Here is a 24959-nt window from a genome sequence, read left to right as displayed (position 1 = left end):
GGCTCACAGGTGGGGCGGCCGGTTTCGGGCGGCTCCTGAGGTCAACGAGCGGTCGGCTTTTGGCCCGGTAACGACTCGGGCAAGGCGACATCGAAGTGGGGGAAGTAATGCTAGTAATGCGGCGCACGGGCGCTTTCGGCATCACACCGACCTTCACAAAATGCCCACATCGGGCGCGGGCAGCTGCCCTATACTGGGTGAATCTTCCACAGGCATAGCCCGACTTTCCGCCTGAAAGGGAAAGCGGGCATATGAGAAGGAGCTCATATGGATTCGTTTTTGGCGTCCCTTCGGGGGCAGCTCACCCTGCGCGGCTGCGTGATCGGCCTCATCGGGTGCATCGTCATCACCGCGTCGTCGGTGTACACCGCGCTCAAGCTGGGGGCGCTTCCCTGGCCCATCGTGTTTGCGGCCATCATCTCGCTGTTCTTCCTGCGGGCGCTTGGCAGCCGCTCGCTCAACGAGGCTAACGTCACCCACACCATCATGTCGTCGGGGGCCATGGTGGCCGGCGGCCTGGCCTTCACCATCCCCGGCGCCTGGATGCTGGGGCTTGCGGACGAGATTTCCATTCCTGAAATACTGGTGGTCACGCTGGGGGGCGTGGCGTTGGGGCTGGTGTGCACCGGCCTTTTGCGCTGCTATTTCATCGAAGAGGCGCGGCTGGAGTTTCCCATGGGCATCGCGGCGGCGGAAACCCTGAAGGCCGGCAGCGCCGGCGGCAAAGTGGGCAAAAAGCTGTTCGGCACCATGGGGCTGGCCGGGCTTTACACCGCGCTCAAGAATTTCGTGCCGGGCATCCCCGCCATTTTCCTGGGGAATGTGAGCATTCCCGGCGTGGCCTTTGGCATTTACAACTCGCCCATGATGCTGGCGGTGGGTTTCCTGGTGGGCACTGGTGCGGTGGTGGCGTGGTTCGTCGGCGCGGTGTTCGCCAACTTCGGCATTATGGTGGGGGGCACGGCGGCGGGTCTGTGGACCACCGAGGCGGCCGGCGGCATCGTGAGCAGCTTAGGCATGGGGCTCATGATGGGCTGCGGCTTCACGGTTATTTTGAAGAACATTCTGCCCGCCGGGGTGCGGGCGCTGCGGCGGACGCTGGCGGAGCGCCGCGGGAATGCGGCGGGCGCGGACGTGGAGGCTGCGGGTGCCGCCGGGGCCGCTGCTTCCAATGCGGTTGCGCTGGAAGGGGAGGAGCCTCTGGTTGACCAGGGGGCTTCCCGCTGCGATGGCGCTGGTGCCTCGGCGGGTTCGGTCGTGGGCGCCTGCGGCGGCGCGGCCATCCACGGCGGGGCCGCCCCAACGGCCGCCGCTTCCGCCCCGCGCGGGGTGGCGGGGCTGGCGGCGCTACTGACGGCCGCGGCGGTGCTGGCCCTGTGCCTGGCGCTGGGGGTTCATCCCCTGGTGAGCATGGCGGTGGTGGCCCTCACCTTCGTCACCACCGCCATGAGTGCCCAAAGCGTGGGGCAAACTGGCATCGATCCCATGGAGATTTTCGGCCTCATTGTGCTTTTGCTGGTGGCGGCCTTTTCCGCCACGGCCCAGGCGGCGCTGTTCCTCATCGCCGCGTTCGTGGCGGTGGCTTGCGGCCTGGCCGGTGACGTGATGAACGACTTCAAGGCCGGCCACGTGCTGGGCACCAGCTCCGCCGCCCAGATGACCGGCCAGGCCATCGGGGCTGTAGTGGGCAGCTTCGTGGCGGTGGCCGTTGTGGTACTGCTGCTGGGCGCCTACGGCCCCGATGCCTTCGGCGTGGGCAAGGAATTTGTGGCGGCCCAGGCCAGCGTGGTGGCCACCATGGTTTCCGGCGTGCCCAGCGTGGAGGCCTTTGCCATCGGCATCGCGGCGGGCATGGCGCTGCAGTGGGCGGGGCTTCCGGCCATGATGATCGGCCTGGGGGTGTATCTGCCCTTCTACATGTCGTTCACTGCTTTCCTAGGGGCCATGGCGAAAGCGACCTTCGACGCGGTGCAAAAGCGGCGCCAAGCGGGCCTTTCCTCCGACCAGCGGGCCCAGCGCCAAGCGGATGCCCAGGAAACCGGCCTGGTTGTGGCCTCCGGCGTGCTGGGCGGCGAATCCATCGTAGGCGTCATCCTGGCCACGCTGGCGGTATTCGCCGCATAGCAAACGGGAGCGCGCGGTGGTCCCGGCTTCCCATTGCCCGGTTGCGAAGGTTTCCGATTGCCGGCTGGAAAACTTCCTGCCTTGCCGGCAAATGCGCTGCAGCCGCAATCCGCGCCGTTCCCACCATTTGCGCTCCTGTAATATAGGGCGCGGCAAGACGGAGCGGATGAGAGGCGTTGCATGAACGTTTTGGCGGTTATGGTGGGGAACTCGGTTACCGAGGCGGGGCTGTTCGCGGGCGAGCAGCTGGTGGCGTCGTGGCAGATGGGCACGGCGGCGCGGCTCACTGCCGATGAGGCGCGGCTGCAACTGCGCAGCGCCATGGCCGCCTTCGCCCCGGCGGGCTGGCCGGGGGAGGGCGCGTCTGTGCAGGTGATTCTGGGCAGCGTGGTGCCCGCCCTCACCCAACCGTGGCGCCAGGCCTTGGAGGCGGAAACCGGCCAGCGGGTGTTGGTGATGGGGCCGCGCTTGAAAACCGGCATCGCCATTACCTGCAAGAATCCCGCCGAAGTTGGGGCTGACCGTGTGGCGGATGCCGTGGCGGCGCGGGCCGTGGCGGGGGCGCCCGCCGTGGTAGTGCATCTGGAAGCGGCCACTGCCATCACCGCTGTGGACGCGGCCGGCGCGCTGGCGGGCGGCGTGATTGCGCCCGGATTCGAGGCGTCGTCTGCCACCATGGCCCACGTGGCCGCGCGTTTGCCCGAGGTGGAGGCCCAAGTGCCGCGCCAGGTGGTGGGTAAAACCACTCAGGAAGCCATCGCTTCCGGCGTGTTCTGGGGCGAAGTTGCCCGCATCGACGGCCTGGTGGCCATGGTGCGGGTCGAGTTGGCTTCCACGGGAGAGGTTCCCGTACTGCTTACCGGCCAGAAAGCGGCGCTGCTGGCTCCTCATCTCACCTGCGCTCCCGCATTGCATCCTCATCTCACCCTGCAGGGCCTGGCCCGCATCGCCGAAGCCTCCGCCGCCCGCCACTAGGGCGTGGGTGCTGGGGGGGGTGCTGACACACCTAACCCGTGGATTCTTTAGGGTGAGCTTCTGCTTTTTTCGCTTGGGGGCAACGGAGGAAAGCCCAGATGATACGGTCGTGCCCCGTTAAACTGTGGCGCTGCACCGATGGTGCGCCGGAGCGGCGGGGCTTTTGGGGTATGTTATATCGGTTATCCATTTGAGAGGAAGAGAGACCGATGGGTCGTATATCCGTGAAGCCCGCCGCGAAAGCGGACGGGCGCATTGGCGAGTTCGCGGCCGCCCTTTCCCGTCGTGCGGAGGCCATGCCGCCCGGTATCTGTCCGGTGGGCGTGGTGCTGGGGCAGCTGCAAGTTTCGCTGGCGCAAACCTGCGGAAAGTGCACCCCCTGCGCACAAGGTATGCCGAAAATGGCGAAGATTCTGCAGGACGTCGCCCAGTTCAAAGCCGATGAAGCCGCCCTGCGCGAACTGCGCGCCGCCGCCGATTTGCTGCGCGAAACCGGCGATTGCGCCGTGGGTTGGCAGGCGGCCGACATGGTGCTGGCGGGGCTTGAGGCCTTCCCCGAGGAATTTGCCAGCCACCTGGAAGCGGGCCAGTGCGCCGCCGGCACCCGCCAAACGGTGCCCTGCACCACGCTGTGCCCCGCCCATGTGAACGTGCCCGCCTACATCGCGCTGGCGGCCGAGGGCGACTGCGCCGGCGCGGTGAAGATGATCCGCAAAGACAACCCGTTCCCCACCGCCTGCGCCATGATCTGCGAGCACCCTTGCGAAGAGCGCTGCCGCCGCACCATGGTGGACGCGCCGGTGAACATCCGCGGCTTGAAGAAGTACATCGTGGACACGGTGCCCGCCAACACGGTGCCGGTGCCCCGTCCGCTGCCGGCCACCGGCAAGCGGGTGGCCGTGGTGGGCGCCGGCCCCTCCGGCCTCACTTGCGCCTACTTCTTGGGCCTGATGGGGCATGAGGTGACGGTGTTCGAGCAGCGCCAACAGCTGGGCGGCATGATGCGCTACGGCATCCCCGCCTACCGCTTCCCCCGCCAGCGGCTGGATGAAGACCTGCAGGCCATCTGCAGCCTGCCCAACCTGGAGGTGCGGGCGAACAGCCCCATCGATGGCGACGGGCTGAAGCGGCTGGCCGGCGAATACGACGCGGTGTACGTGGCCATCGGCGCCCAGGGAGGCAAGATGCTGACGCTGCCCGGCAGCGATGCCGCCGGCGTGATGAGCGCGGTGGATTTGCTGGAGGCCATCGGCGACGGCAACTATCCCGACTTCACCGGGAAGAACGTGGTGGTGATCGGCGGCGGCAACGTGGCCATGGACTGCGCCCGCACCAGCGTGCGCGCCGGCGCCCAGTCGGTCACCGTGACCTACCGCCGGCGTCTGGAAGACATGACCGCCCTGCCCGCCGAGGTGGAAGCGGCCATTGCCGAAGGGGTGGAGATGATGTGCCTGCAGGCGCCCGAGTGCATCGAGGTGGACGCCGCCGGCGCCGCCTGCGCCCTGCTGTGCCAGCCGCAGCGCATCGGCGCCGTGAAGCGCGGCCGTCCCGTGCCGGAGGCAGCCGACAAGCCGCTGCTGCGCATCCCCGCCGACATCGTGCTGGTGGCGGTGGGACAGGCCATCGAGAGCGCGCCCTTCGAAGAGGCGGGCCTGGAAGCCGACCGCACCTACTTCTGCGCCGACGAATTCCTGCAGGCGCCCGGTTTTTCCAACGTGTACGTGGGCGGCGACTGCCAGTGGGGGCCGCGCACGGTGATCATGGCCATCGGCGCCGGCAAGGCGGCCGCGGCCAACATCGACGAGGCGCTGGGTTTCTGCCATCAGCTGGACTGTGGCGCGCAGGTGCCGCCGGCCCGCAGCAACAACCGCACCCCTTACGGCCGCGTTCAGGTGGCCGAACGCCCCGCGCGCGAGCGCCGCGGCGACTTTGAATGTGTTGAGATTCCGGTGAGCCACGAGGAGGCCATGCAGGAATGCGGCCGTTGCCTGCGCTGCGACGTGTACGGCATCGGCGCCCTGACGGGGAAGGAGCAGGGAGCATGGTAACGATTTCCCTAGACGGCCGCGAAGTGCAGGCGGCCGAGGGCACGAAGCTGGTGGACGCCGCGGCGGCGGCCGGGGTGAGCATCCCCACCCTGTGCTACCTGAAGGGGCTGAACTTCATCGGCTCGTGCCGGGTGTGCCTGGTGGAAGTGGAAGGGGAAGGCCTCGTGGCCTCCTGCAACACTGCTGTGCGCGAGGGCATGGTGGTGCGCACCGCCACTCCGGCCGTGGCCGCCGCCCGCCGCGCCAACCTGCAGGCCATCACGGACGACCACCGCGCCGTGTGCGCCACCTGCGTGCGGCAGGACACCTGCGCCCTGCGCAGCCTCTCCAGCGCCTTCAACCTGGAGGACTCCACCCAGCCGCTGCCGGAAAAGGGCACCTGGGACGAAGATTTCCCCCTGCAGCGGGACAGCTCGAAATGCATCAAGTGCATGCGCTGCGTGGCCATCTGCCGCGACGTGCAGCATTGCGGCGTATGGGATTTCACCGGCATGGGCCCCTCCATGAAGGTGACGGTGCGCGACGGTTTGCCCATTTCACAGGCCGGTTGCGCCCTGTGCGGCCAGTGCATCACCCATTGCCCCACCGGCGCCCTCACCGCTCGCGACGACGTGAGCCTGATCATGGAGGCCATCCTCGACCCCGAGGTGATGACGGTGGTGCAAGTGGCGCCGGCCGTGCGCACTGCCTGGGGCGAAGGGGTGGGGCTCTCCCACGACGAGGCCACGCCGGGCCGCCTGGCGTCGGCGCTGCACGCGCTGGGTTTCGACAAGGTGTTCGACACCGACTTCGCCGCCGACCTCACCATTATGGAAGAGGGCAGCGAATTCGTGGAATTCATGGCTTCCGACAAGCCGCGCCCCATGTTCACCAGCTGCTGCCCCGGCTGGGTGCGCTTCGCCAAGCTGCACTACCCGGGCGTGGTGCATCAGCTGTCCAGCGCGAAGTCGCCCCACCAAATGCTGGGGGCCGTGGTGAAGAACACGCTGGCCGACGAGGCGCAGGCGGCGGGCAAGCGGCTGTTCTGCGTGTCCATCATGCCCTGCGTGGCGAAGAAGTACGAGTGCGACGTGCCCGAGCTGGCCACCGTGCCCGCCGGGGAAGACCCGCAGCTGGCGGCCGAGGCGGCCCCCGATGTGGATGCGGTGCTCACCGTGCGCGAGCTGGACCGACTGCTGCGCACCGTGGGGGTGCAGTGCGCCACGCTGCCCGAGGTGGACTTCGACAACCCGCTGGGCACTTCCACTGGCGCTGCCACCATTTTCGGTCGCACCGGTGGCGTGATGGAGGCGGCGCTGCGTTCGGCCGCGTACCTGATCACCGGCGAGAACCCGGATTTCAGCACCTGCGACACCACCGATGCCACGCCGGAAGTGCCGTGGGTTTCCAAAACGCTGGCCATCGGCGATGCCACCGTGCGCATCGCCATCGCCAGTGGCCTGGAGAACACCGCCCAGCTGCTGGACGCCCTTGAGCGGGGCGAAGCGGAGTTCGATTTCGTGGAGATTATGGCCTGCCCCGGCGGCTGCGTGGGGGGCGGCGGCCAGCCCATCCATTTCAACCGTGAGATGGGGGCCCAGCGGGCCGGCATCCTGAACCGGCTGGACAACGCGGCGCCGCTGCGCTATTCCCACGAGAACCCCGACATTCACCAGCTGTACGAAACCTGGCTGGAGCAGCCGCTGTCCCATACGGCGCACGAGTGGCTGCACACCCACCAGGAAGACTGGCAGATTTAGATGGGGCAAGCGGTGGCGGGCCCGGCCTGGCCGATTGCCGAGAAGCTGCGCCAAGGGAGCGCCTTGTCGGCGGCGGAACTGGAGCACCTGGTGCGCCACCGCACCCCTGAACTGGCCGAATACCTGGCGGAAGCGGCGCGGGCGGCCTGCGAGGCCGTCTATGGAGACGCCCTGTTCGCCCGCGGGCTCATCGAGATTTCCAACTTCTGCCGCAACGACTGCTACTACTGCGGCATTCGGCGTGGCAACCGCTCGGTGGCCCGCTACCGGCTTGCCCCCGAAGAGGTGCTGGCCTGCGCCGACGAGGGCTGGCGGGCCGGTTTTCGCACCTTTGTGCTGCAGGGGGGCGAAGATGCGGCGTTGACCGATGCGTGGCTGTGCGCGGTGGTGGGGGCGCTGAAGGCGGCGCATCCCGATTGCGCCGTCACGCTTTCGGTGGGGGAGCGCTCGCCGGCAAGCTACCGGCGGCTGCGGGCGGCCGGGGCCGATCGCTACTTGCTGCGCCATGAAACCGCCACCGCTTCCCACTACCGGCAGCTGCACCCGCGCCCCCTGACGCTGGAAGCGCGCATGGCCTGCCTGCAGGCGCTGCGGGAAGCGGGCTTTGCGGTAGGGGCCGGCTTCATGGTGGGCAGCCCCGGTCAGACGGCGGCCCACCTGGCGGCCGACCTGGCATTTGTGCAACAGTTCCGTCCGGAAATGTGCGGCATCGGCCCCTTCGTGCCCCACCACGCCACGCCGTTTGCGGCCCAGCCGGCCGGCTCGGTGGAGCTCACCTGCTACCTGCTGTCCATCATTCGCCTGATGAACCCGGCGGTGCTGCTGCCCGCCACCACCGCGCTGGAGGCGCTGGACCCAGAAGGCCGCGCGCGGGCCGTGCGGGCGGGGGCCAACGTGGTGATGCCCAACCTGTCGCCGCCGGCGGTGCAGGGCAGCTACCAGCTTTACGACAACAAGCCGGCGGGGGGCGAGGCGGCCCAGCAGCTGTGGGACGCTTTGGCGCTGAAGGCCCGCGGTTGGGGAAAGCGCCTGGTAGAAGACCGGGGCGACCCTGCACCTGCGCCGGCTGGTGGTTCCTCGCTGGTCGGGGCGCCCGTGTCCGCGGATGCGCTCGCACTGGACGCTGCGCCCGTGCCCGCGGATGCGCCCGCGCCGGTTGGTGGGTCTGCGTCCGTTTCCACAGGGGCTACCGCGTCCATCGCCACGTCCGCCGCCCCGTCTTCGCCCGACTCGATTTCGCCATGCCCGAAGGAGGCCTGATGGCCGCGTACAACGTAGCGTCGCCCCATGCAGACGAGTTCATAAACCACCAGGAAGTGCTGGACACGCTGGCCTTCGCCCAGCAGCAAAAGGACGACCTGGAGCTGTGCCGCCAAATCCTGCAGAAGGCCCGCGGCAACCTCGCGCCCGCCAACGACCACGGCGCGGTGCTGACGCACCGGGAGGCAAGTGTGCTGCTGGCCTGCGAAGACCCGCAGATCAACGGCGAGATTCGCGCCCTGGCCCGCGACATCAAGCAGGCCTACTACGGTAACCGCATCGTGCTGTTCGCGCCGCTGTACCTGTCGAACTACTGCGTGAACGGTTGCCTCTACTGCCCCTACCACGCCAAAAACCGCGACATCCCGCGCCGCAAACTGACACAGGAGGAAATTCGCGCCGAGGTGCTGGCGCTGCAGGACATGGGTCACAAGCGGCTGGCGGTGGAGGCGGGCGAAGACCCCAAGCACAACCCGCTGAGCTACATCCTGGAAAGCATCGAAACCATTTACGGCACCCGGCACAAGAACGGGGCCATCCGCCGCGTGAACGTGAACATCGCCGCCACCACGGAGGACGCCTATCGGCAGCTGAAGGCGGCGGAGATTGGCACCTACATCCTGTTCCAGGAAACCTACAACCGCGCCCGCTACGAGGAGCTGCACCCCACCGGCCCCAAGGCCGATTACGCCTGGCACACCGAGGCCCACGACCGGGCCATGGCCGCCGGCATCGACGATGTGGGGCTGGGGGTGCTGTTCGGGCTTGAGGGCTACGCCTACGAGTTCGCGGCGCTGCTGATGCACGCCGAGCACCTGGAGGCGGTGTTCGGGGTAGGGCCCCATACCATCAGCGTGCCGCGGGTGCAGCCGGCCAGCGACATCGACCCCGACCAGTTCGACAACGGCATCCCCGATGAGATGTTCCAGAAGCTGGTGGCGCTGGTGCGCATCGCGGTGCCCTACACCGGCATCATCGTGTCCACCCGCGAATCCGAGGCGGTGCGCTCGGCGGTGCTGCAGCTGGGGGTGTCGCAGGTTTCCGGCGGCAGTCGCACCAGCGTGGGTGGTTACACTCAAGAGGCGCGGCCCCGCGACACCGAGCAGTTCGACGTGTCCGACCAGCGCACACTGGACGAGGTGGTAGGCTGGCTGATGGACCAGGGGCACCTGCCCAGTTTCTGCACCGCTTGCTACCGGGCTGGCCGCACCGGCGATCGCTTCATGGAGTTTTGCAAGAGTGGGCAGATTTTGGATTACTGCCACCCCAACGCCCTCATCACGCTGGCGGAGTACCTGAGCGATTACGCCAGCCCGGCGGTGGCCCGGAAGGGCTGGCGGCTGATTGACCAGCAGTTGGCGCTGATGCCCGAGGGGCAGCGGCAGGCGAAGGCGGGCGAGTACCTGGAGCGCATCCGCGCCGGTGCCCGCGATTTCCGGTTCTAGCGGGCGCATTGGCGCCTGGCGGGCGATCGCTTGGGTGCTTGGCGGGCGTGGCTGCTTGGGCGTTGCGTCGGCGGGCAGCTGGGTTCTTCACAGCGGGGCTTGATGCGCCTGCGATGGCCGCCTTCGACGGTGGCGGGGCGGAGCTTGCCGCTTAGGCGCGCTGTGGCTGGAGGCGAAACGGCGCCCCAATTTGCGGGGCTTGGCAAAGGAGGAAGCATGTCGCTGAACGAAACGCCCTCGGGCGAGCGGCCTCATATCGTGTTCTTCGGCGTGCGCAACGCCGGCAAGTCCAGCCTGGTGAACGCCGTGACGGGCCAGGCGCTGGCGGTGGTTTCGCCGGTGGCCGGCACCACCACCGACCCGGTGCGCAAGGCCATGGAGCTGGCGCCGGCGGGGCCGGTGCTGGTGGTGGACACGCCGGGCATCGACGACGAGGGCGATGTGGGCCAACTGCGGGTGCAGCGGGCGCTGCGGGCCCTGGACGAGGCGGACGTGGCGGTGCTGGTGGTGGATGCCGCCCGCGGCCTCACCCCCTTCGACGCCCAGCTGCTGGAGGCATTCCGGGAGCGGGTCGTCCCCCACGTGCTGGCCTGGAACAAGGCAGATGTGGCGGAAGCCCCCGAAGGCGCCGGGCTGGTTTTGGGCCGGGAGGTGCGGGTTTCGGCCCTTACTGGCGAAGGGGTGCATCAGCTGAAGGAGCTGCTGGCGGCCATGGTGGCCGGGGCAGGGGAGGGCGGCCTGGGCGCAGATGGCCCCGGCGCGGCTGCGGGCCTTGCCTCCGCGAACCCCCTGGTGGCCGACCTGCTTTCCCCCGGTGATGTGGTGGTGCTGGTCATCCCGTTGGATTCCGCCGCCCCGAAAGGGCGCCTTATCTTGCCGCAACAGCAGGTGATGCGCGATGCGCTGGAAGCCGGCGCCTTCCCCTGCGCCACCGGCGTGGAGGGGCTGCCGGCGCTGCTGGACATGCTGCCCCGGCCGCCCCGCCTGGTGGTCACCGATTCGCAGGTCTTCGGCGCAGTGGCGGCTGCCGTGCCCACCGATGTGCCGCTCACGTCGTTTTCCATTCTCATGGCTCGTTACAAGGGTGACTTGCCGGCGCAGCTGGCGGCGGTGCGGGCGCTGGAGGCGCTGTCCGACGATAGCACCGTGCTCATCGCCGAGGGCTGCACCCACCATCGCCAGTGCAACGACATCGGCACGGTGAAGCTGCCGGAGTGGATTCGCCAGATAAGCGGCGCCAACCCGCAGTTCGCCTTCACGTCGGGCCGCGAATTCTCCGATGACCTTTCCCCGTATGCGGCTGTGGTGCACTGCGGCGGCTGCATGCTGAACCGCCAGGAGATGCAAAGCCGCCTGCGCCGCGCCGTCGCCCAGGGAGTGCCCGCCACCAACTACGGCATGGTGATCGCCCACGCCAACGGCATCCTGCCCCGCGCCCTCGCTCCGTTGGGGGTCGCCGCCTCGTAAGCCCCCGCGTCGCGCAGAAGGCGAAGCGAGAGTTGACCGTGCTGCTGAAATCCATCCATGCCGTCGTGGCGCCACGCAAGAGGCGCGGCCGGCTTGCCCGCTGTGCTGGGGCCGCGCTGTGCGGCTCTGGCGACGCCGCCTAGTCGTGCCGCGGCAACCTGCTACAATGGCCTTCCGCGCTATGAGGGCGCGGGTCGATTTGCGAAGGAGGTGAGAGGATATGCCGAAGAAGCGAGCGCGCAAGGCGCCTAAGAGCGGTGCGGTGTGGCGGCAGACCGCCGACGAGGCCACGCTGGCCCAAAACCCGCGCTACAACGGTTTTGCCTGTGGCCACGGAGCCCACGGAAGCAAAAAGTACAGCCGCGTGAAAGCAAAGCGCGCCTGGCAAAAGCAACTGAAGCAAGAAGGAGCCTCTCGGGGCTCCTTCCCTTTTTCGGGGGTATGGCGCGTTCGTTCTCTCTCGTGCAACTGTCCCATCTCGCTGCTTCGAGTATTGCAACTTTTGCGTCAAAATACCAAAAATTAGTGCAACTTTTGCGAGTAAAACCTTAAAATAGATGCAACTTTTGCGATATTTCCTGTTCAGGCGTTTGAATGGAGGAATGGATGTGCTTAGACGAAAAGCATACGATGCCATAGCTCGCTGGAAGTCTGAAAAGACCGCTCAGGCCTTGCTCGTGATGGGGGCTCGGCAGGTGGGGAAGACCACCATTATTCGCGAGTTCGGGCGTGCGCATTATCGACAGGTTGCGGAAGTCAACTTCTTTCAGAACAGGGTGGCGGTTGAAACAGTGAACGCTGCTCTCGATGCGCAGGACCTGTTGTTGCGCATCTCTGCCCTGAGCCGCACGGACCTCTCCGTAGAGGATACGCTTATCTTCCTGGATGAAGTCCAAGAGCTGAGCGATGCGCTCACAGCCGTGAAGTTCCTTATGGAGCAGACGACTTGCGACGTCATCCTCTCTGGCTCGTTGTTGGGGCTGGATTCCTTTCCGGCTCGGTCGCTGCCAGTAGGGTATCTGCAAACCATTGAGATGTTCCCTCTCGATTTTGAGGAGTTTTGCTGGGCCCGATCGGTGCCAGCGCCTGTTTTGGACTCCGCAAGAACGGCCTTTGCCGAGAGGGTTCCTGTTCCGGACTATATCCACGAGCAGCTAATTGACGAATTCTATAAATACCTTCTTGTCGGCGGCATGCCTGATGCGGTACGGGCGTTTGTGGAATCCGGTAGTTTGGTACAGCCTCGAAACGCCCAGAGGGCGATAGTGGGTCTGTATGAGTACGACATCGTGAAGTATGTTGAAGATAAAACTGAAGCGCGGCAAATCGAGATGGTTTATGAGGCCATTCCGGCTCAGCTAAACGCAGAGAACAAGCGCTTTAAGTACACGCGGCTGGGGAAGAACCTGAGGTTTGCAAATTTAGAAACCGCTTTCGACTGGCTGAAAAGCGCAGGCATTGCCCTGCCGGTGCCGCGCGTCACCGATCCGGTGTTTCCTCTGGGCCTGAGCGCCGAGACGGCTTCGTTCAAGCTTTATTCCAGTGACGTGGGTTTGCTGACGTCGCAGCTTATGGGGTCGGTGGAGCTAGACATATTGAATCACCGCTCGTTCATCAATTTCGGTTCGATTTTCGAGAACGTCGCCGCGCAAGAGCTTCGGGCCCATGGCTTCGGTTTGTTCTACTACAACACGAGAACGGTGGGCGAGGTGGATTTCGTGCTGCAGAACAGCAGGGGAGAGGTGCTTCTCTGCGAGATAAAATCAGGGAAGGACTATCGGCGCCATAGCGCTCTCAATAACCTGCTGGGCACAGAGAACTATCGATTTAACCAGGCGCTGGTGTTTTATGATGGGAACATCGAGCAGCGTGGCAAGGTGCTGTACGCGCCAATCTACGCGATAGGATTTTTGTCGCCTTCCGCCTCCATGGCGGAAATAGCCGCCTAGTTCTGCCAAACCTGCGGATGGGAGGGCCTCGCGGCGCCCCCGTGGCAGGACTAGCCGCCTAGTCCTGCCACAGCTCGGAACCAGGGGGCGTTTTGCCACGGCGTTGGCAGGATTAGCCGCCCAGTCCTGCCAAACCGGCGGAGGGGAGGGCCTCGCGGCGCCCCCGTGGCGGAAATAGCCCCCTATTCCTGCCACGGGAAGCAATGGGGGCGTTGATGGCCTGTACCGTGAGGCCGATGGCCCTATCGCACCATGGCGTCCAAATCGGCGGCAGCCACTTTCTCGATGAGCTCTTGGCGGGAGTGCACGTCCATCTTCTGATATATATGCAGGGCGTGGGTGTTTACCGTGCCAGCCGAAATAACCAGCTCTTCTCGCACACGGGCAGCGGTGCGCCCGGTGGCGAACAGGTGCATGACGTCGATTTCCCGTTCAGTCAGGCCGTAGTAAGCCCCCACGATGCGGCATCGCATCAGCAGCGGCACGCGCTCCGGGCGCCCATCCTCTGGCCGGCCGGTGTTGCTGCCGCAGTTCGCCGACGAAGGCGAACCTGCACAATCGTCCTGCGTGTCTCGTCTGTCCTCAGCCGTTTCCGCTCGCTGCCGCCCTCCATCGCGCTGGCGCCCGCCTTCGTCCTCGCGTTCCGTCGCACTGCTCTCCAGCTGACGAATATCTTGGGCTCGCAGTACGTATTGAGATACAGCGGTTATCGAAATCACGCAAAGGGCGGCAATGGTCACCAGCAGCCGCGGCTCCACCTCTTGCACCCCCAGCGAGGGGAATAACACAACGCCTGCGATAACCCCGATCTCCACCACCAAAATGCGACCAATGCCGAAAACCTGCACCGACGTGTACTGAAAACGGTGGGCGATTTCGGCCATTATCACCCAGGCCACCACCTCGAACAGCGCATATCCCACGGTGAATAGCAGATGGGGCAGGGCCGAGTTGATTTCGAAGATGGGCACGATGGCAAATCCGGCAGTGCACAACACGATGACCAGCTTGTAATAGGGTGACATGCTGCACTGGCGTTGGCGGGCGGCGGGAAGCATGAGCGCAAGACACACTACGGCGGACAGCAGGAAGAACCACACGGCTTGCTGGTTGGAGGAGGGGCTATCTGCTTGGGGCGAATAGAGGTAGCGGATGAGCCCTGTGGCGAACCCCAGAATGAAGGCGCCTATCACCAAGCGCCCGAGAGTGACGGCGGGCAGTACCTCGCCAAGAGCCCGGGTGCCGCGCGGCTCGCCTTTGCTGTGGAGGTTGGCCTGATGGGCGCCGATGGCGGCGGCGTACATCAGGCAGATGGCCAGGGCGCAGCAGATGCTCACAGGTAGAGCCATGGCCGCTAGGGGCAAAAGCGATCCCAACGCGGTGCCCAGCAGCGCCTCAAACAGGCATACGCGGCGGGTGGTGCTGGCGTAGGTGCGCCCCACGTCCAGCAGCACAAGGCACGAGCCGGTGCCGGTGAGCACGGCGCTGATTGCCAAGGAGACTGCCCCGAGGTGCGCTCCTCCTGCAAGCGAAGGCCACAGCACCGCCACCCCAACGGCTGCCAGCGTGGGACCTGCCAGGAAACCGAGGCGGCTGTCAAGCACGCGCAGCACCGCCTGGTGAAGAAGCGAGCAAACCAACAGGGAGGCGGTGAGGACCGCCAGCGACGAAACGAACACATCGTTGGCGGCCCGCCATTGGACGGTACCGTCGTAGGCCTGGAACAGCGCCGAGCAAAAGAACAGCAGTCCCATCCAGCTTCGCAGGAAGCAAAAACCCATGATTCGCGAAGGAGAAAGCCCCATATGATAACCCCCCAACCAGGTAAAACCCTCATTTCGCCATTGTGGGCGAATGCGCTTTATGATGCATCATAAAGCGTTTATGATTTCCCGCCCTTCTCTAATTTCATAACCACTTTACGATGCGGCCCGCCAAGGCCGCAGGCTATAGTGCGCGCCATGTGGGGCGGCGAAGGCCGGCGCGGCTGAAGCTGGCCCCGGCGTTTGAGGGCAGTCTAGGGCTGCTCTGTTCAACCAAGAGAAGGAGGAGGTATGACTGCATTGAAGCTTTCGCGTCGGTCTTTCATAAAGGCCGCAGCAGTCACCAGCGCCGCAATGGGAATGGGCGGCGTTGCAGGGACGGCTTTTGCCGAGGAGCCCTATACCGCCGCGAACAGCGCGGGCGAGGTGCGGCGTATCCGCAGCTGTTGCCGTGGTTGCGGCAAGATGGAGTGTGGCGTGTGGGTGACCGTGGAAAACGGCCGCGCCGTGAAGATCGAGGGCGACGAGAGCGCGCCCCACACCATGGGCAGCTGCTGCAACAAGTCGGTGGCCTCGCTGCAAGCCTGCTATCACCCCGATCGCCTGGCTTATCCCATGAAGCGCACGCAACCCAAGGGGGAGGACCCCGGCTGGGTGCGCATCAGCTGGGAAGAGGCGCTCGACTCCATCGTGGAGGGCATCAACCAGGTGAAGGCCAAGTACGGCGGCGAAGCGTTGTTCACCATGGGCGGCACCGGCCGTATCTGGTGCATGTCTCCCTATGCTGGCTACGGCAGCTGGTTCATGACCCCCAACACCTCGGTGGCCTGGCAGGTGTGCAAGGGCCCGCGCCATTTCTCGTCGGCGCTCACCTCCGAGTACAACCACAGTTGGTCCGCCTCGGTGGAGCGGCCGCCGGTATTCACCATCTGGGCCTCCACCCCCGAGGGGTCGAACTACGACGAGGCGGGTCGTTCGGTGGTGGACGAGGCCATGCAGGCGGACACCTTCATTTCCGTTGACCCCCGCACTACCAATCTGGGCAAGGAGTCCGACATCCACCTGGCCTTGCGCGGCGGCACTGACACCGCGCTGGCGCTGGCCATGTGCGATGTGATTATCAAAAACGACTTAGTGGACTGGGGTTTTGTGAAGCGCTGGACCAACGCGCCGTTTTTGGTGGTGGCCGACAAGGAGCCCTCCGGCCCCGACGCTCCCCATATCTTCCACGGGCCCAACTTCATCAAAACCACTCTGCTCACTCAGGCCGACCTGCAGGAAGGCGGCAGCCCCTTCAAATATATGGTGTGGGACAACACGTCTCAGTCGCTCAAGTGGTTCAACGCCACGGGCCAGCTGGCGGCGGTGGACCCCACCTATGACCCGGCGGCCGACCCCGAGTGCAACTGCTGGGAAGGCGAGCAACCGTGGGTGCGCTACGACGGCGAAGGCCACAAGGACACCTGGTCGCGCCGCACCTTCGCCGGTCAGGAGGGCGAAGCAAATGTGCGCGAAGGTCACTCCCAGGCATGGATGCCCGACCCGGACGCCTTCGAATCCATCGATCCGGCCATGGAGGGCCAGTTCGAGGTAACGTTTAAAGACGGCAGCAAGCACACGGCGGTGCCGGTGTGGCAACTGTTCGCCGAGCGCTGCGACCAGTACGCTCCTGAAAAGTCGGCCGAAATCACCGGTTGCCCTGCCGAGCAGGTGACCGAGGCGGCGCTCGTGTACGGCACCCGCAAAGACCCCCGCTGGGGCAACGGCGGCATTCTGTACCAGCTGGCGGTGGAGCACCACGGCAACTCCATCATGAACTGCCGCGCTATCGAGCTGCTCACCTGCATCACCGGCAACACCGACGGCCCCGGCGGTCAGCGCGGTGCCACCAAGATCGACGTGAACTACATGGGCAACTTCTCCGACCAGAGCTACAGCAAGGCCATTGATTCGCCGCTGGCCCATCCGGAAATCATGGAGAAGCAGCTGGGCCGCGACACCCATCCGCTGTTCGAGTGGTGGGGGCTTTGGGCCAACGCCAACAGCATTTGGGAAGCGGGCGTCACCGGCGACCCCTACCCGGTGAAGGGCGGCGTGTGCCAGTCCGGCGACTTCATGAACATGGGCAACACCACCATGGCCTGGGAGTGCCTGAAGCAGCTGGACTTCTTCTTCGACATCGACCTGTGGCATCATCCCACCTCCGAGCTGGCCGACATCATCCTGCCCTGCCGCCATTGGCTGGAGGTGCCCACGCCGCGCCAGAGCCAGGGTTCCGGCGGTGCGCTGGGTGCCTGCGTGCCCTGTGTGGAGCCGCTGGCGGAAACCTGGTACGACCCGGAGATTGTGGAAGCGCTGTACCAGCGCAACAACATTCCGTGGGGCTGGGACGAGGCAAACCCCTATCCGACGCTGGAAGAAAAGCTGGACTACGTGGTGCGCGAAGTCTCGCCTTCGTGGGCGGCTTACGTGGAAGAGTTCCAGCAAAATGGCTGGTGGGATGTGAAGAAGCTGCGTCCGGACGACTGGGGTACGTACCGCCGGTACCAGACGGGCTTCCTGAAGAAGGCCTACACCGAGGCCCCCACGCCCCAGAACGTCATCCCCGGCTTCAACACCCCTACCCAGAAGCAGGAGATCTGGTGCACGGTCATGGAAACCTACCATGGCGCCGAGGGCGCCCTGCCGGACTACCGCCCCAACCCCGATTCCCGCGAGCGCAACCCCGAGCTGTGGGAAGAGTACCCGGTGCAGTGCCTCACCGGCCGTCGCATCCCGGTGTACTTCCACAGCGAGCATCGCCAGCTGCCCTGGTGCCGCGAGGTGTGGCCGGTGCCGCGCGTGGAGATCAACCCCGACGACGCCCGCGAGTGGGGCATTGAGCAGGGCGATTGGTGCTGGATCGAGAGCCCCCATGGCAAGATTCGCGAGGCGGCCGACCTGTTCTACGGCGTGCCGCGCGGCGTGATCAACTGCGAGCACACTTGGTGGTTCCCCGAGTGCCCCGCCCCTGAGCACGGATGGCGCTACTCGGCAGTGAACCAGCTGGTGAACAACTCCATCGACGACCCCCACTGCGGCTCGGCCATTGTGCGCGGTTATCCGGTGAAGGTTTACAAGGCGGAAGAGGGCTGCCCCGAGGGGATTATCGCCGATGCCTCCGACCCACGGTTGAAGGCATGGCAGCCGGTGTATGAAGGGAGGGCCTAATCATGACCCAGTACGCTATTGCGGTGGATGTGAACCGCTGCGTGGCCTGCATGGCTTGCAACGGCGCCTGCAAAATGGTGAACAACGTGCCCATCGGCAGCTTCTGGAACAAGGTGCTGCGCATTGGGCCCCAAGAGGCGGCCGAGGGCGGAGCGAAGCCGGCGCGTGACTTCTACTACCTGCCCATCCAGTGCCAGCACTGCGAGAACCCGGCGTGCGTGGCGGTGTGCCCCACCGAGGCCAGCCACAAGCTGGCCGACGGCACGGTGCAGATTGACAAGGAGAAGTGCATCGGCTGCCAGTTCTGCGCCATGGCATGCCCCTACGGCGTGCGCTACCTGAACGAGGAGGAGCGCGTGGTGGAGAAGTGCACCCTCTGCGAGCAGCAGATCGCCCAAGGGGAGCTGCCCCAGTGCGTCACCAACTGCGTGGGCATGGCCAAGTGGTTCGGTGATTTGGAGCAAGGGGTGGGTTCTTTCCGTGGCGTGCGCGGCGAAACCATCGACAGCTTCTGCGAGCCCTACACCGAGGCCGATCTGCACGCGCTGCCTGATGTGGGCAACAAGCCGTCGTTCGTGTACATCCTGCGCAACCATACCTGGCAGGGCGGCGAATAACCCTCCGCGAATCGCCGTTCGAACGCTCGGGCCGCCATCGGCCCATCAGGGAAGGGGCCCCACGGGGCTCCTTCCCGTTTTTTGCCCCGCGCCTCATCCCAGCTCCGGTGGCCCCTCCCCGAAAGTCCGCCGATTCCCCGTTCCCGATGACATAGAGTGTTCTCTGCCCTGAAAACACTTTGAAACAATAGCGGCGTACCTTTAATCCGTTAATTTTTCAGCCGTCGTCAAGGCCGGCGCGCAGGCGGGCCCGTCCAGTGAGGAGCAAACTATGGCGCTAGTTTCCGACATCTACGGATCAATGGTTTTCAACGAGCACACCATGCAGGAGCGGCTGCCTTCCGCCACCTACAAGAAGCTGATGAAAACCATCAAAGACGGCCAGCCGCTGGATTTGGAAGTGGCGAACGTGGTGGCCCACGCCATGAAGGAATGGGCCATCGAGAAGGGCGCCACCCACTACACTCATTGGTTCCAGCCGCTCACCGGCATCACCTCCGAGAAGCACGACAGCTTCATCGATCCCATCGCCGACGGCCGCGCCATCATGAGCTTCTCGGGCAAAGAGCTCATCCAGGGCGAGCCCGACGCCTCCAGCTTCCCCTCGGGCGGCCTGCGCGCCACGTTCGAGGCCCGCGGCTACACCGCCTGGGATCCCACCTCCTACGCCTTCATCAAAGACGAAGTGCTGTGCATCCCCACCGCGTTTTGCAGCTACACCGGCGAGGCGCTGGACAAGAAAACCCCGCTGCTGCGCAGCATGAGCGCCGTGGAAGTGCAGGCCAAGCGCGTGCTGGAGCTGTTCGGCGAAACCCCCCATCGCGTGGTGACCACCGTGGGCGCTGAGCAGGAATACTTCCTCATTTCCGAAAAAGACTACGAGAAGCGCTCCGACATCATCCTCACCGGCCGCACGCTGTTCGGCTACCCGCCCTGCAAGGGCCAAGAGCTGGAAGAGCACTACTTCGGCGCCATCCGCCCCACCGTCAACGAGTTCATGAAGGAGCTGGACGACGAACTGTGGAAGCTGGGCGTGTCGGCGAAAACCAAGCACAACGAGGTGGCCCCTTGCCAGCACGAGCTGGCGCCCATCTTCGCCAATGCCAACCGCGCCATTGACGAGAACCTGCTGACCATGGAGAAGATGAAGCTGCTGGCCAGCCATTACGGCCTGGTGTGCCTGCAGCACGAAAAGCCCTTCGACTCCATCAACGGCTCGGGCAAGCATAACAACTGGTCCATTTCCGCCGACAACAAGAACCTGCTGGACCCCGGCGACAGCCCCATGGAAAACGTGCGCTTTCTGGTGTTTCTCACCGGAGTCATCCAAGCGGTGGACGAATACCAGGAGCTGTTGCGCATGTCGGTGGCCAGCTGCGGCAACGACCATCGTCTGGGGGCGAACGAGGCGCCGCCGGCCATCATCTCCATGTTCCTGGGCGACGAGCTGGGCGCCGTCGTGGATGCGCTGGTGGCCAACGACGAGTATGTGGCTCCCAACGGCCAGGAGATGGACCTAGGCGTGGACGTGCTGCCCAACTTCCTGAAGGACACCACTGACCGCAACCGCACCAGCCCCTTCGCCTTCACCGGCAACAAGTTCGAGTTCCGCATGCCCGGATCGTCGGTGAACCTGTCCGACTGCAACATGGTGCTGAACACCGCCATGGCCAAGAGCCTGAAGGAATTTGCCGACGCGCTGGAAGGGGTGCCCGCCGCCGAGTTCGAGATGGCGGCCCTGAACTACGTGCGCAACACGCTGCGCGACCATCAGCGCATCATTTTCAATGGCGACGGCTACTCCGACGAATGGCCGGAAGAGGCGGCTCGCCGTGGCTTGGCCAACCACAAGACCACGGCCGACGCGCTGCCCTGCTTCGTGGAGCCCAAGAGCATCGCGCTGTTCGAGGAGTTCGGCGTGCTGTCGGAAACCGAGGTGCGTAGCCGTTACGAAGTGAAGCTTGAGAAGTACAACAAGCTGATGAACATCGAAATCCGCACCATGAAGCGCCTCACCCGCCGCGATTACCTGCCGGCCATCAACAACTACGCCGCCGAAGTGGCCCGCAGCATTTCCGAGATTCGCACGGTGCTGCCGGATGCGAACGTGACGCTCCAGGAGACGCGTCTGCGCCAGTTGACCGACGGCATCGCCGAGATAAACACCCAGCTGGAAGAGCTGCATCGCCTGCACTACCAATCGCTGGAGATTGCCGACGAGCAAGAGCGCGCCAACATGAACGCCCACGTGATTATCCCCGTGATGGAGAAGCTACGCGCCGCCGTGGACGCCATGGAGATCATCGTGGAGCGCCAGTGGTGGCCGGTGCCCGCCCTGAACGAGGTCCTTTTCTACTGCTAAAGAGTTCCGACGGCCCTGCGGGGCTATGACGCAGCTGAACTATGTGGTTTGCCGACCCCTCCGGGAACAATCCGGAGGGGTTTTTGTCGGTGCGGCAATGGGTTCGCGTTTGGAATGTGAAGACAGTGAAAATGGGCAAAACGGCTGGCGCGCTTTGCTAGTATGCGCTGCGGATAAACACACGTGGAAAGGCCCATTATGTTGCGACGAATCATCCAGATAGACGAAGAGAAATGCGATGGCTGCGGCCTGTGCGCCACGGCTTGCCACGAGGGCGCCATCGCCCTGGTGGACGGGAAGGCGCGCCTGATGCGGGAAGACTTTTGCGACGGGCTGGGCGACTGCCTGCCGGCGTGCCCCACTGACGCCATCTCGTTCGTGGAGCGGGAGGCTGCCGCCTACGACGAGGCGGCGGTGATGGCTGCCCAAGTGGCTAAGGCGATGGGGGAAGCGAAGGCGGCTGGCTGCCCCAGCGGCGGCTGCCCTGGCTCGGCTCCGGAAACGCTGCGGGCCGCTGCCGAGGCGGCGGTGATGGCCGGTGGCGGCTGCCCTGGCTCGGCTCCGGCCAGCCTGCAGGAGCAGCGGCCGGTGGCAAGCGCCGGCACCGCGGCGGATGGGGGCGTCATGGCGGCATCCGCTTCCGCAGCTGCTGCCGCCAGCGCCGCACAGCCTTCCCAGCTGGCCCAATGGCCCTGTCAAATCAAGCTGGTGCCGGTGACGGCCCCCTTCTTCAACGGCGCGAAGCTGCTCATCGCCGCCGACTGCACCGCCTACGCCTATGCCAACTTTCACCAGGAATTCATGGCCGGCCGCATCACCCTCATCGGCTGCCCGAAGCTGGACGGCGTGGACTACAGCGAGAAGCTGACGGATATAATCGCTAACAACGCCATTGAAAGCGTGGAAGTGCTGCGCATGGATGTGCCCTGTTGCAGCGGCCTGGAAAACGCCGCCATCAAGGCGCTGCAGCAAAGCGGGAAGTTCATCCCGTGGGCGGTGATCACCATCGGTCGCGACGGCCAGGTGCTGGATCGGCGCCCCTAGGCGAAGAGGAGCAACTTGAAGGACGGGAAGAGGGCGCGGCTCATTGCGCTGCGGATAATCGTTGCGGGGCTGATTGTGCTGTGGGCGTCGTTCATCTTCGGGTTCTCCGGCCAGACGGGCGGGGAGTCGGGCGGCTTGAGCGCGAAGGTGGCCGATGCGCTGGTTTCGGCGGCCGACTTCTTCACCGGTGCCACCACTGTGGGGTCGGCCCGCGCGAGCGCCATCGAGGCGCTGCAATTCCCCATTCGCAAGGCAGCCCACATGAGCGAGTACGCTGTGCTGGCCCTGTTGGTGCTGGCCCAGCTGCGCCTCTGGCCCGCTTTCGGCGACCCGGGCAAGCAAAGCGCTGCCCCCATGGCGGGCATGACAGGGGACGGGGATGATGTCAGCTTTTTGGAGGATGGGCCGACCCAGCAGGCCTGCGCTCGACGCTCCGCACGAGGGGAACTAACTCGCCCTCCGGGCGAGTGGATTTCCCCTCTGCTCCGCTTGGCTGGACCTCGCTCCGACCAGCCGGATCGGCCCAGTCACGATGTTGTTCCAGGTGCCCCGACTGCTGCTTTCGCCATCCCCGCCGCTGCCTACCTGCGCACGCTACGCCGCGCCGCCCTGGTGGCCTGGGGCGCCGCCACCCTTTACGCTGCCACCGACGAGTTCCACCAGCTGTTCGTGCCGGGTCGCGCGGGCTTACCCACCGATGTGCTCATCGATGCCACCGGCGCCGCCCTGGGCCTGCTCGTCGCCTGCGCCCTCATGGCCGCCTTCTATCATCGGAGGGCGAGCTGATCCGGCAGACCTGCGCTTAACGCTCCAAGCGCATGAGACATTAGGGTTGTCCCTTTGTCTCAAGCGTACGTCCCCCCGACACGCGCTGCGATACTTGCAACAAAAAATGGCGACCCCGGAAGGGGTCGTCATTTTCATGCCATTTCTTTCGCGTGCGGTTATGCCAGGTCGTACTTGGAGAGGAGCATCTGGCCGCCGATGGTGGAGGGGGTGGCGTTGCGGGCTTCGGCGATGAAGGTGGTGGGGCGCAGCAGGGCGATGCGGTCGTCGCCATCGGAGCGCACGCGGGTCACCTGCATCTTCGTCTTCTCCGCCAGCTCCAGCTGGGCCCGCGAGAAGGTGGAGAGCATCAGTTCCTGGCCCGCCTTGGCCACGGCGCCGGCGAACAGGCGCCGCTCGGCGTCCATCACCCGCTTGCGGTCCTCGTCGGTGGAAACCACCTCGAAGGCGTCGCGGACCGGCATCAGGCCGTCCACGCAGCCGGTAATCACCACGTACTGATAATTGCAGCCCACCATGTTCTCGTAGGAGGAAATGCGCAGGATGTGAGCGCCCTCGGTGAAGGTGGGGTTCATCTCTTTGTCTCGCAGCACGGCGTACACGGTGGCGGCATCTTCGTCGCCGGCCAAGGTGTCCAGCGTGCCCTTGAACTCCCGCAGCCCGTCCAGCCCGGCGGCACGGGTGAGGCCGAAGCCCTTGCGGCGGCTGTTCTTCTCGATGAACTCGCGGCCCTGGTTGTAGCGCTCGGCAATCAGCTTCGCCTTCATGAAGGGCTCGGTGCCCCCGGCCACCGCCTGCGCCACAGCCGGCAGCGCTTCAAGCACGGGGATGCCCTGCTGGCGGGCGTATTCCAGCAGGCGCCCCCAGGTGTCTGAATGGGTGAGTTGGTGCCCGTAGCCGCACCAGGCGCGCCAGGCTACCACGTCTTCGGGGTTGGCCAGCAGGTTAAGCTTGGTGAAAGCAATCAGCGCCTGGGAGCGGGCGGCGTCGCGCGGGTCGCCCACCAGGCTGGGGAAGGCCCCGTCAGCGGAGGTTTTGATGCCGCGCTTGCCCAGCGCCTGCTGCATGGTGCGGGCCCAGCGCTTGTTGGGCACCACCACGCACATCTGGCTCTCCTCAATCTCGCGGTCGGCGATGAGGGCGCGCAGGTACTTGGTGAGGCTGTTGAACTCGTCTTCGGCCATGTTCCACTTCACTAGGGTGATGTCGGTGGCAGAACCGTCGCGCTTCTGGGCGGTGAGCGCCTGGCTGTCGGCGCCGGCAACGGCCAGCGCATCGGCGAAGGCGGTGGCCTTCACGTTGTTGAAGGCGGTTTCCAGCTGGAAGCAGGTAACGCCGTTGCGCAAGTTCTCGAACTGGGTGAACCCGTCGGGGTGGGGAAGGGGAGAGGCGCAGGTGGCCGTCTCGTTGCCGTTGCCCGCCACCATCACCTGGCGGTTGGCCAGCAGGCACACCAGCGTCTGCTGGGCGTGGGAGAGATTTTGGAAGTCGTCCGCCAGCACCACCTCGAAGCCGCACTGGGCGCGGCCCTTGGGGTTCTCCTGCAAAAAGCGGGCGGCCAGGTAGGGCGCCTCGTTGGGCAGCATGGCCCCTAGGGCCCCCAGCGCCTCTTGGGCCCGCTGCCAGGCCACCGTTTGCTCGCCGGGAATCAGCCAATCTTCGCTGGTGTCGTAGCTGCACCAATGGCGGTCGAACAGATCCATTACGTTCTTCAGCTGGCGGCGCGACTGGCCAGTGGTTTTCATGTCCTCGATGAAGAAGTTGTGCTCGAAGCCGGCCAGAAGCCGCGGTTTGCGGCCGGTGGCCTCGCGGGCGGCGGGGGTGCCCAGCACCGCAACGGCGGCGTTCAGGGCGGTGGTGATGGCCACCTCGTTGGCGGCGGGGGCGTTATCTTCCCCCAGGGCGGCCCGCAGCCGCTCCCGCAGAGCCTGGGCGCCGAAGGTGGTGGAGGCCACCATGAGAATGGTGCTGGGGTCGGCGCCGCCGTTGATGAGGCGGGCGGCGCGGGCGATGAGGGCCTCGGTCTTTCCGGTGCCGGCGGCGCCGGAAACCTTCACCAATCGCTCATCGCATGCGGAGATTTCTTCGATCATCTTGTCTTCCTCTTCGTCTTAGGCAAGCGTGCGCTGGGCAAGCTGATAGACGGCGGTGGAGCCGTCCCGGTATTCGA

The 24959-nt window shown here is 65.5% G+C and carries 16 protein-coding genes; 14 read left to right on the top strand and 2 right to left on the bottom strand.

Features of this window, described 5'->3' with window-relative positions:
* Window positions 1-267 precede the first annotated feature (267 nt).
* From DMP11_RS07695 to DMP11_RS07655, 9 genes are all read left to right on the top strand, one after another.
* A complete protein-coding gene (locus tag DMP11_RS07695; RefSeq protein ID WP_235869425.1) occupies window positions 268-2124 on the top strand; it encodes an OPT/YSL family transporter in 1857 nt (618 codons plus the stop codon).
* A 180-nt stretch (window positions 2125-2304) separates the two neighbouring features.
* Window positions 2305-3099 (top strand): type III pantothenate kinase, encoded by a 795-nt coding sequence (locus DMP11_RS07690; protein WP_123185910.1) that lies wholly within the window; start codon window positions 2305-2307, stop codon window positions 3097-3099.
* 209 nt (window positions 3100-3308) lie between these two features.
* Window positions 3309-5147 (top strand): NAD(P)-binding protein, encoded by a 1839-nt coding sequence (locus DMP11_RS07685; protein WP_123185909.1) that lies wholly within the window; start codon window positions 3309-3311, stop codon window positions 5145-5147.
* Window positions 5141-6886, top strand: a complete 1746-nt coding sequence (locus DMP11_RS07680) for a [FeFe] hydrogenase, group A (protein ID WP_123185908.1) — start codon at window positions 5141-5143, stop codon at window positions 6884-6886. The genes DMP11_RS07685 and DMP11_RS07680 overlap by 7 nt, the downstream gene beginning before the upstream one ends.
* Window positions 6887-8146 (top strand): [FeFe] hydrogenase H-cluster radical SAM maturase HydE, encoded by a 1260-nt coding sequence (gene hydE / locus DMP11_RS07675; protein WP_123185907.1) that lies wholly within the window; start codon window positions 6887-6889, stop codon window positions 8144-8146.
* Window positions 8146-9591, top strand: coding sequence for a [FeFe] hydrogenase H-cluster radical SAM maturase HydG (hydG, locus tag DMP11_RS07670; RefSeq protein WP_123185906.1), 1446 nt, complete (start codon window positions 8146-8148; stop codon window positions 9589-9591). The genes hydE and hydG overlap by 1 nt, the downstream gene beginning before the upstream one ends.
* Before the next feature lie 216 nt (window positions 9592-9807).
* On the top strand, window positions 9808-11058 hold the full coding sequence (gene hydF, locus DMP11_RS07665) for a [FeFe] hydrogenase H-cluster maturation GTPase HydF (RefSeq protein WP_123185905.1): 1251 nt from the start codon (window positions 9808-9810) through the stop codon (window positions 11056-11058).
* Between the two features lie 220 nt (window positions 11059-11278).
* Window positions 11279-11584, top strand: a complete 306-nt coding sequence (locus DMP11_RS07660) for a hypothetical protein (protein ID WP_123185904.1) — start codon at window positions 11279-11281, stop codon at window positions 11582-11584.
* Between the two features lie 76 nt (window positions 11585-11660).
* A complete protein-coding gene (locus DMP11_RS07655; RefSeq protein WP_194950539.1) occupies window positions 11661-13007 on the top strand; it encodes an ATP-binding protein in 1347 nt (448 codons plus the stop codon).
* Between the two features lie 242 nt (window positions 13008-13249).
* Here the strand turns inward: DMP11_RS07655 and DMP11_RS07650 are convergent, their stop codons facing one another.
* A complete protein-coding gene (locus tag DMP11_RS07650; protein WP_161555333.1) occupies window positions 13250-14761 on the bottom strand; it encodes a LuxR family transcriptional regulator in 1512 nt (503 codons plus the stop codon).
* A gap of 300 nt (window positions 14762-15061) precedes the next feature.
* Here DMP11_RS07650 and DMP11_RS07645 point away from each other — a divergent pair, with 300 nt between their 5' ends.
* The 5 genes from DMP11_RS07645 (at window position 15062) to DMP11_RS10380 (ending at window position 22789) form a co-directional block, all read left to right on the top strand.
* On the top strand, window positions 15062-17980 hold the full coding sequence (locus tag DMP11_RS07645) for a molybdopterin dinucleotide binding domain-containing protein (protein WP_123185901.1): 2919 nt from the start codon (window positions 15062-15064) through the stop codon (window positions 17978-17980).
* Between the two features lie 2 nt (window positions 17981-17982).
* Window positions 17983-18597 (top strand): 4Fe-4S dicluster domain-containing protein, encoded by a 615-nt coding sequence (locus DMP11_RS07640; protein WP_123185900.1) that lies wholly within the window; start codon window positions 17983-17985, stop codon window positions 18595-18597.
* Window positions 18598-18868: 271 nt separating this feature from the next.
* Window positions 18869-20959 (top strand): glutamine synthetase III family protein, encoded by a 2091-nt coding sequence (locus tag DMP11_RS07635; protein ID WP_123185899.1) that lies wholly within the window; start codon window positions 18869-18871, stop codon window positions 20957-20959.
* A gap of 198 nt (window positions 20960-21157) precedes the next feature.
* Window positions 21158-22003 (top strand): ATP-binding protein, encoded by an 846-nt coding sequence (locus tag DMP11_RS07630; protein WP_123185898.1) that lies wholly within the window; start codon window positions 21158-21160, stop codon window positions 22001-22003.
* A 15-nt stretch (window positions 22004-22018) separates the two neighbouring features.
* Complete coding sequence (locus DMP11_RS10380; RefSeq protein ID WP_170155480.1) at window positions 22019-22789, top strand: VanZ family protein; 771 nt, start codon at window positions 22019-22021, stop codon at window positions 22787-22789.
* 158 nt (window positions 22790-22947) lie between these two features.
* Here DMP11_RS10380 and DMP11_RS07620 read toward each other — a convergent pair whose 3' ends face one another.
* The gene (locus DMP11_RS07620) at window positions 22948-24882 is read right to left on the bottom strand and encodes a UvrD-helicase domain-containing protein (protein ID WP_123185897.1); all 1935 of its coding nucleotides are present in this window, start codon (window positions 24880-24882) and stop codon (window positions 22948-22950) included.
* Window positions 24883-24959 lie beyond the last annotated feature (77 nt).

This window comes from Parvibacter caecicola, from assembly GCF_003725335.1.
Classification (GTDB): Bacteria; Actinomycetota; Coriobacteriia; order Coriobacteriales; family Eggerthellaceae; genus Parvibacter; species Parvibacter caecicola.
The sequence above is the reverse complement of the archived record's forward strand: the minus strand, read 5'-3'. Positions and strand labels throughout refer to the sequence as shown.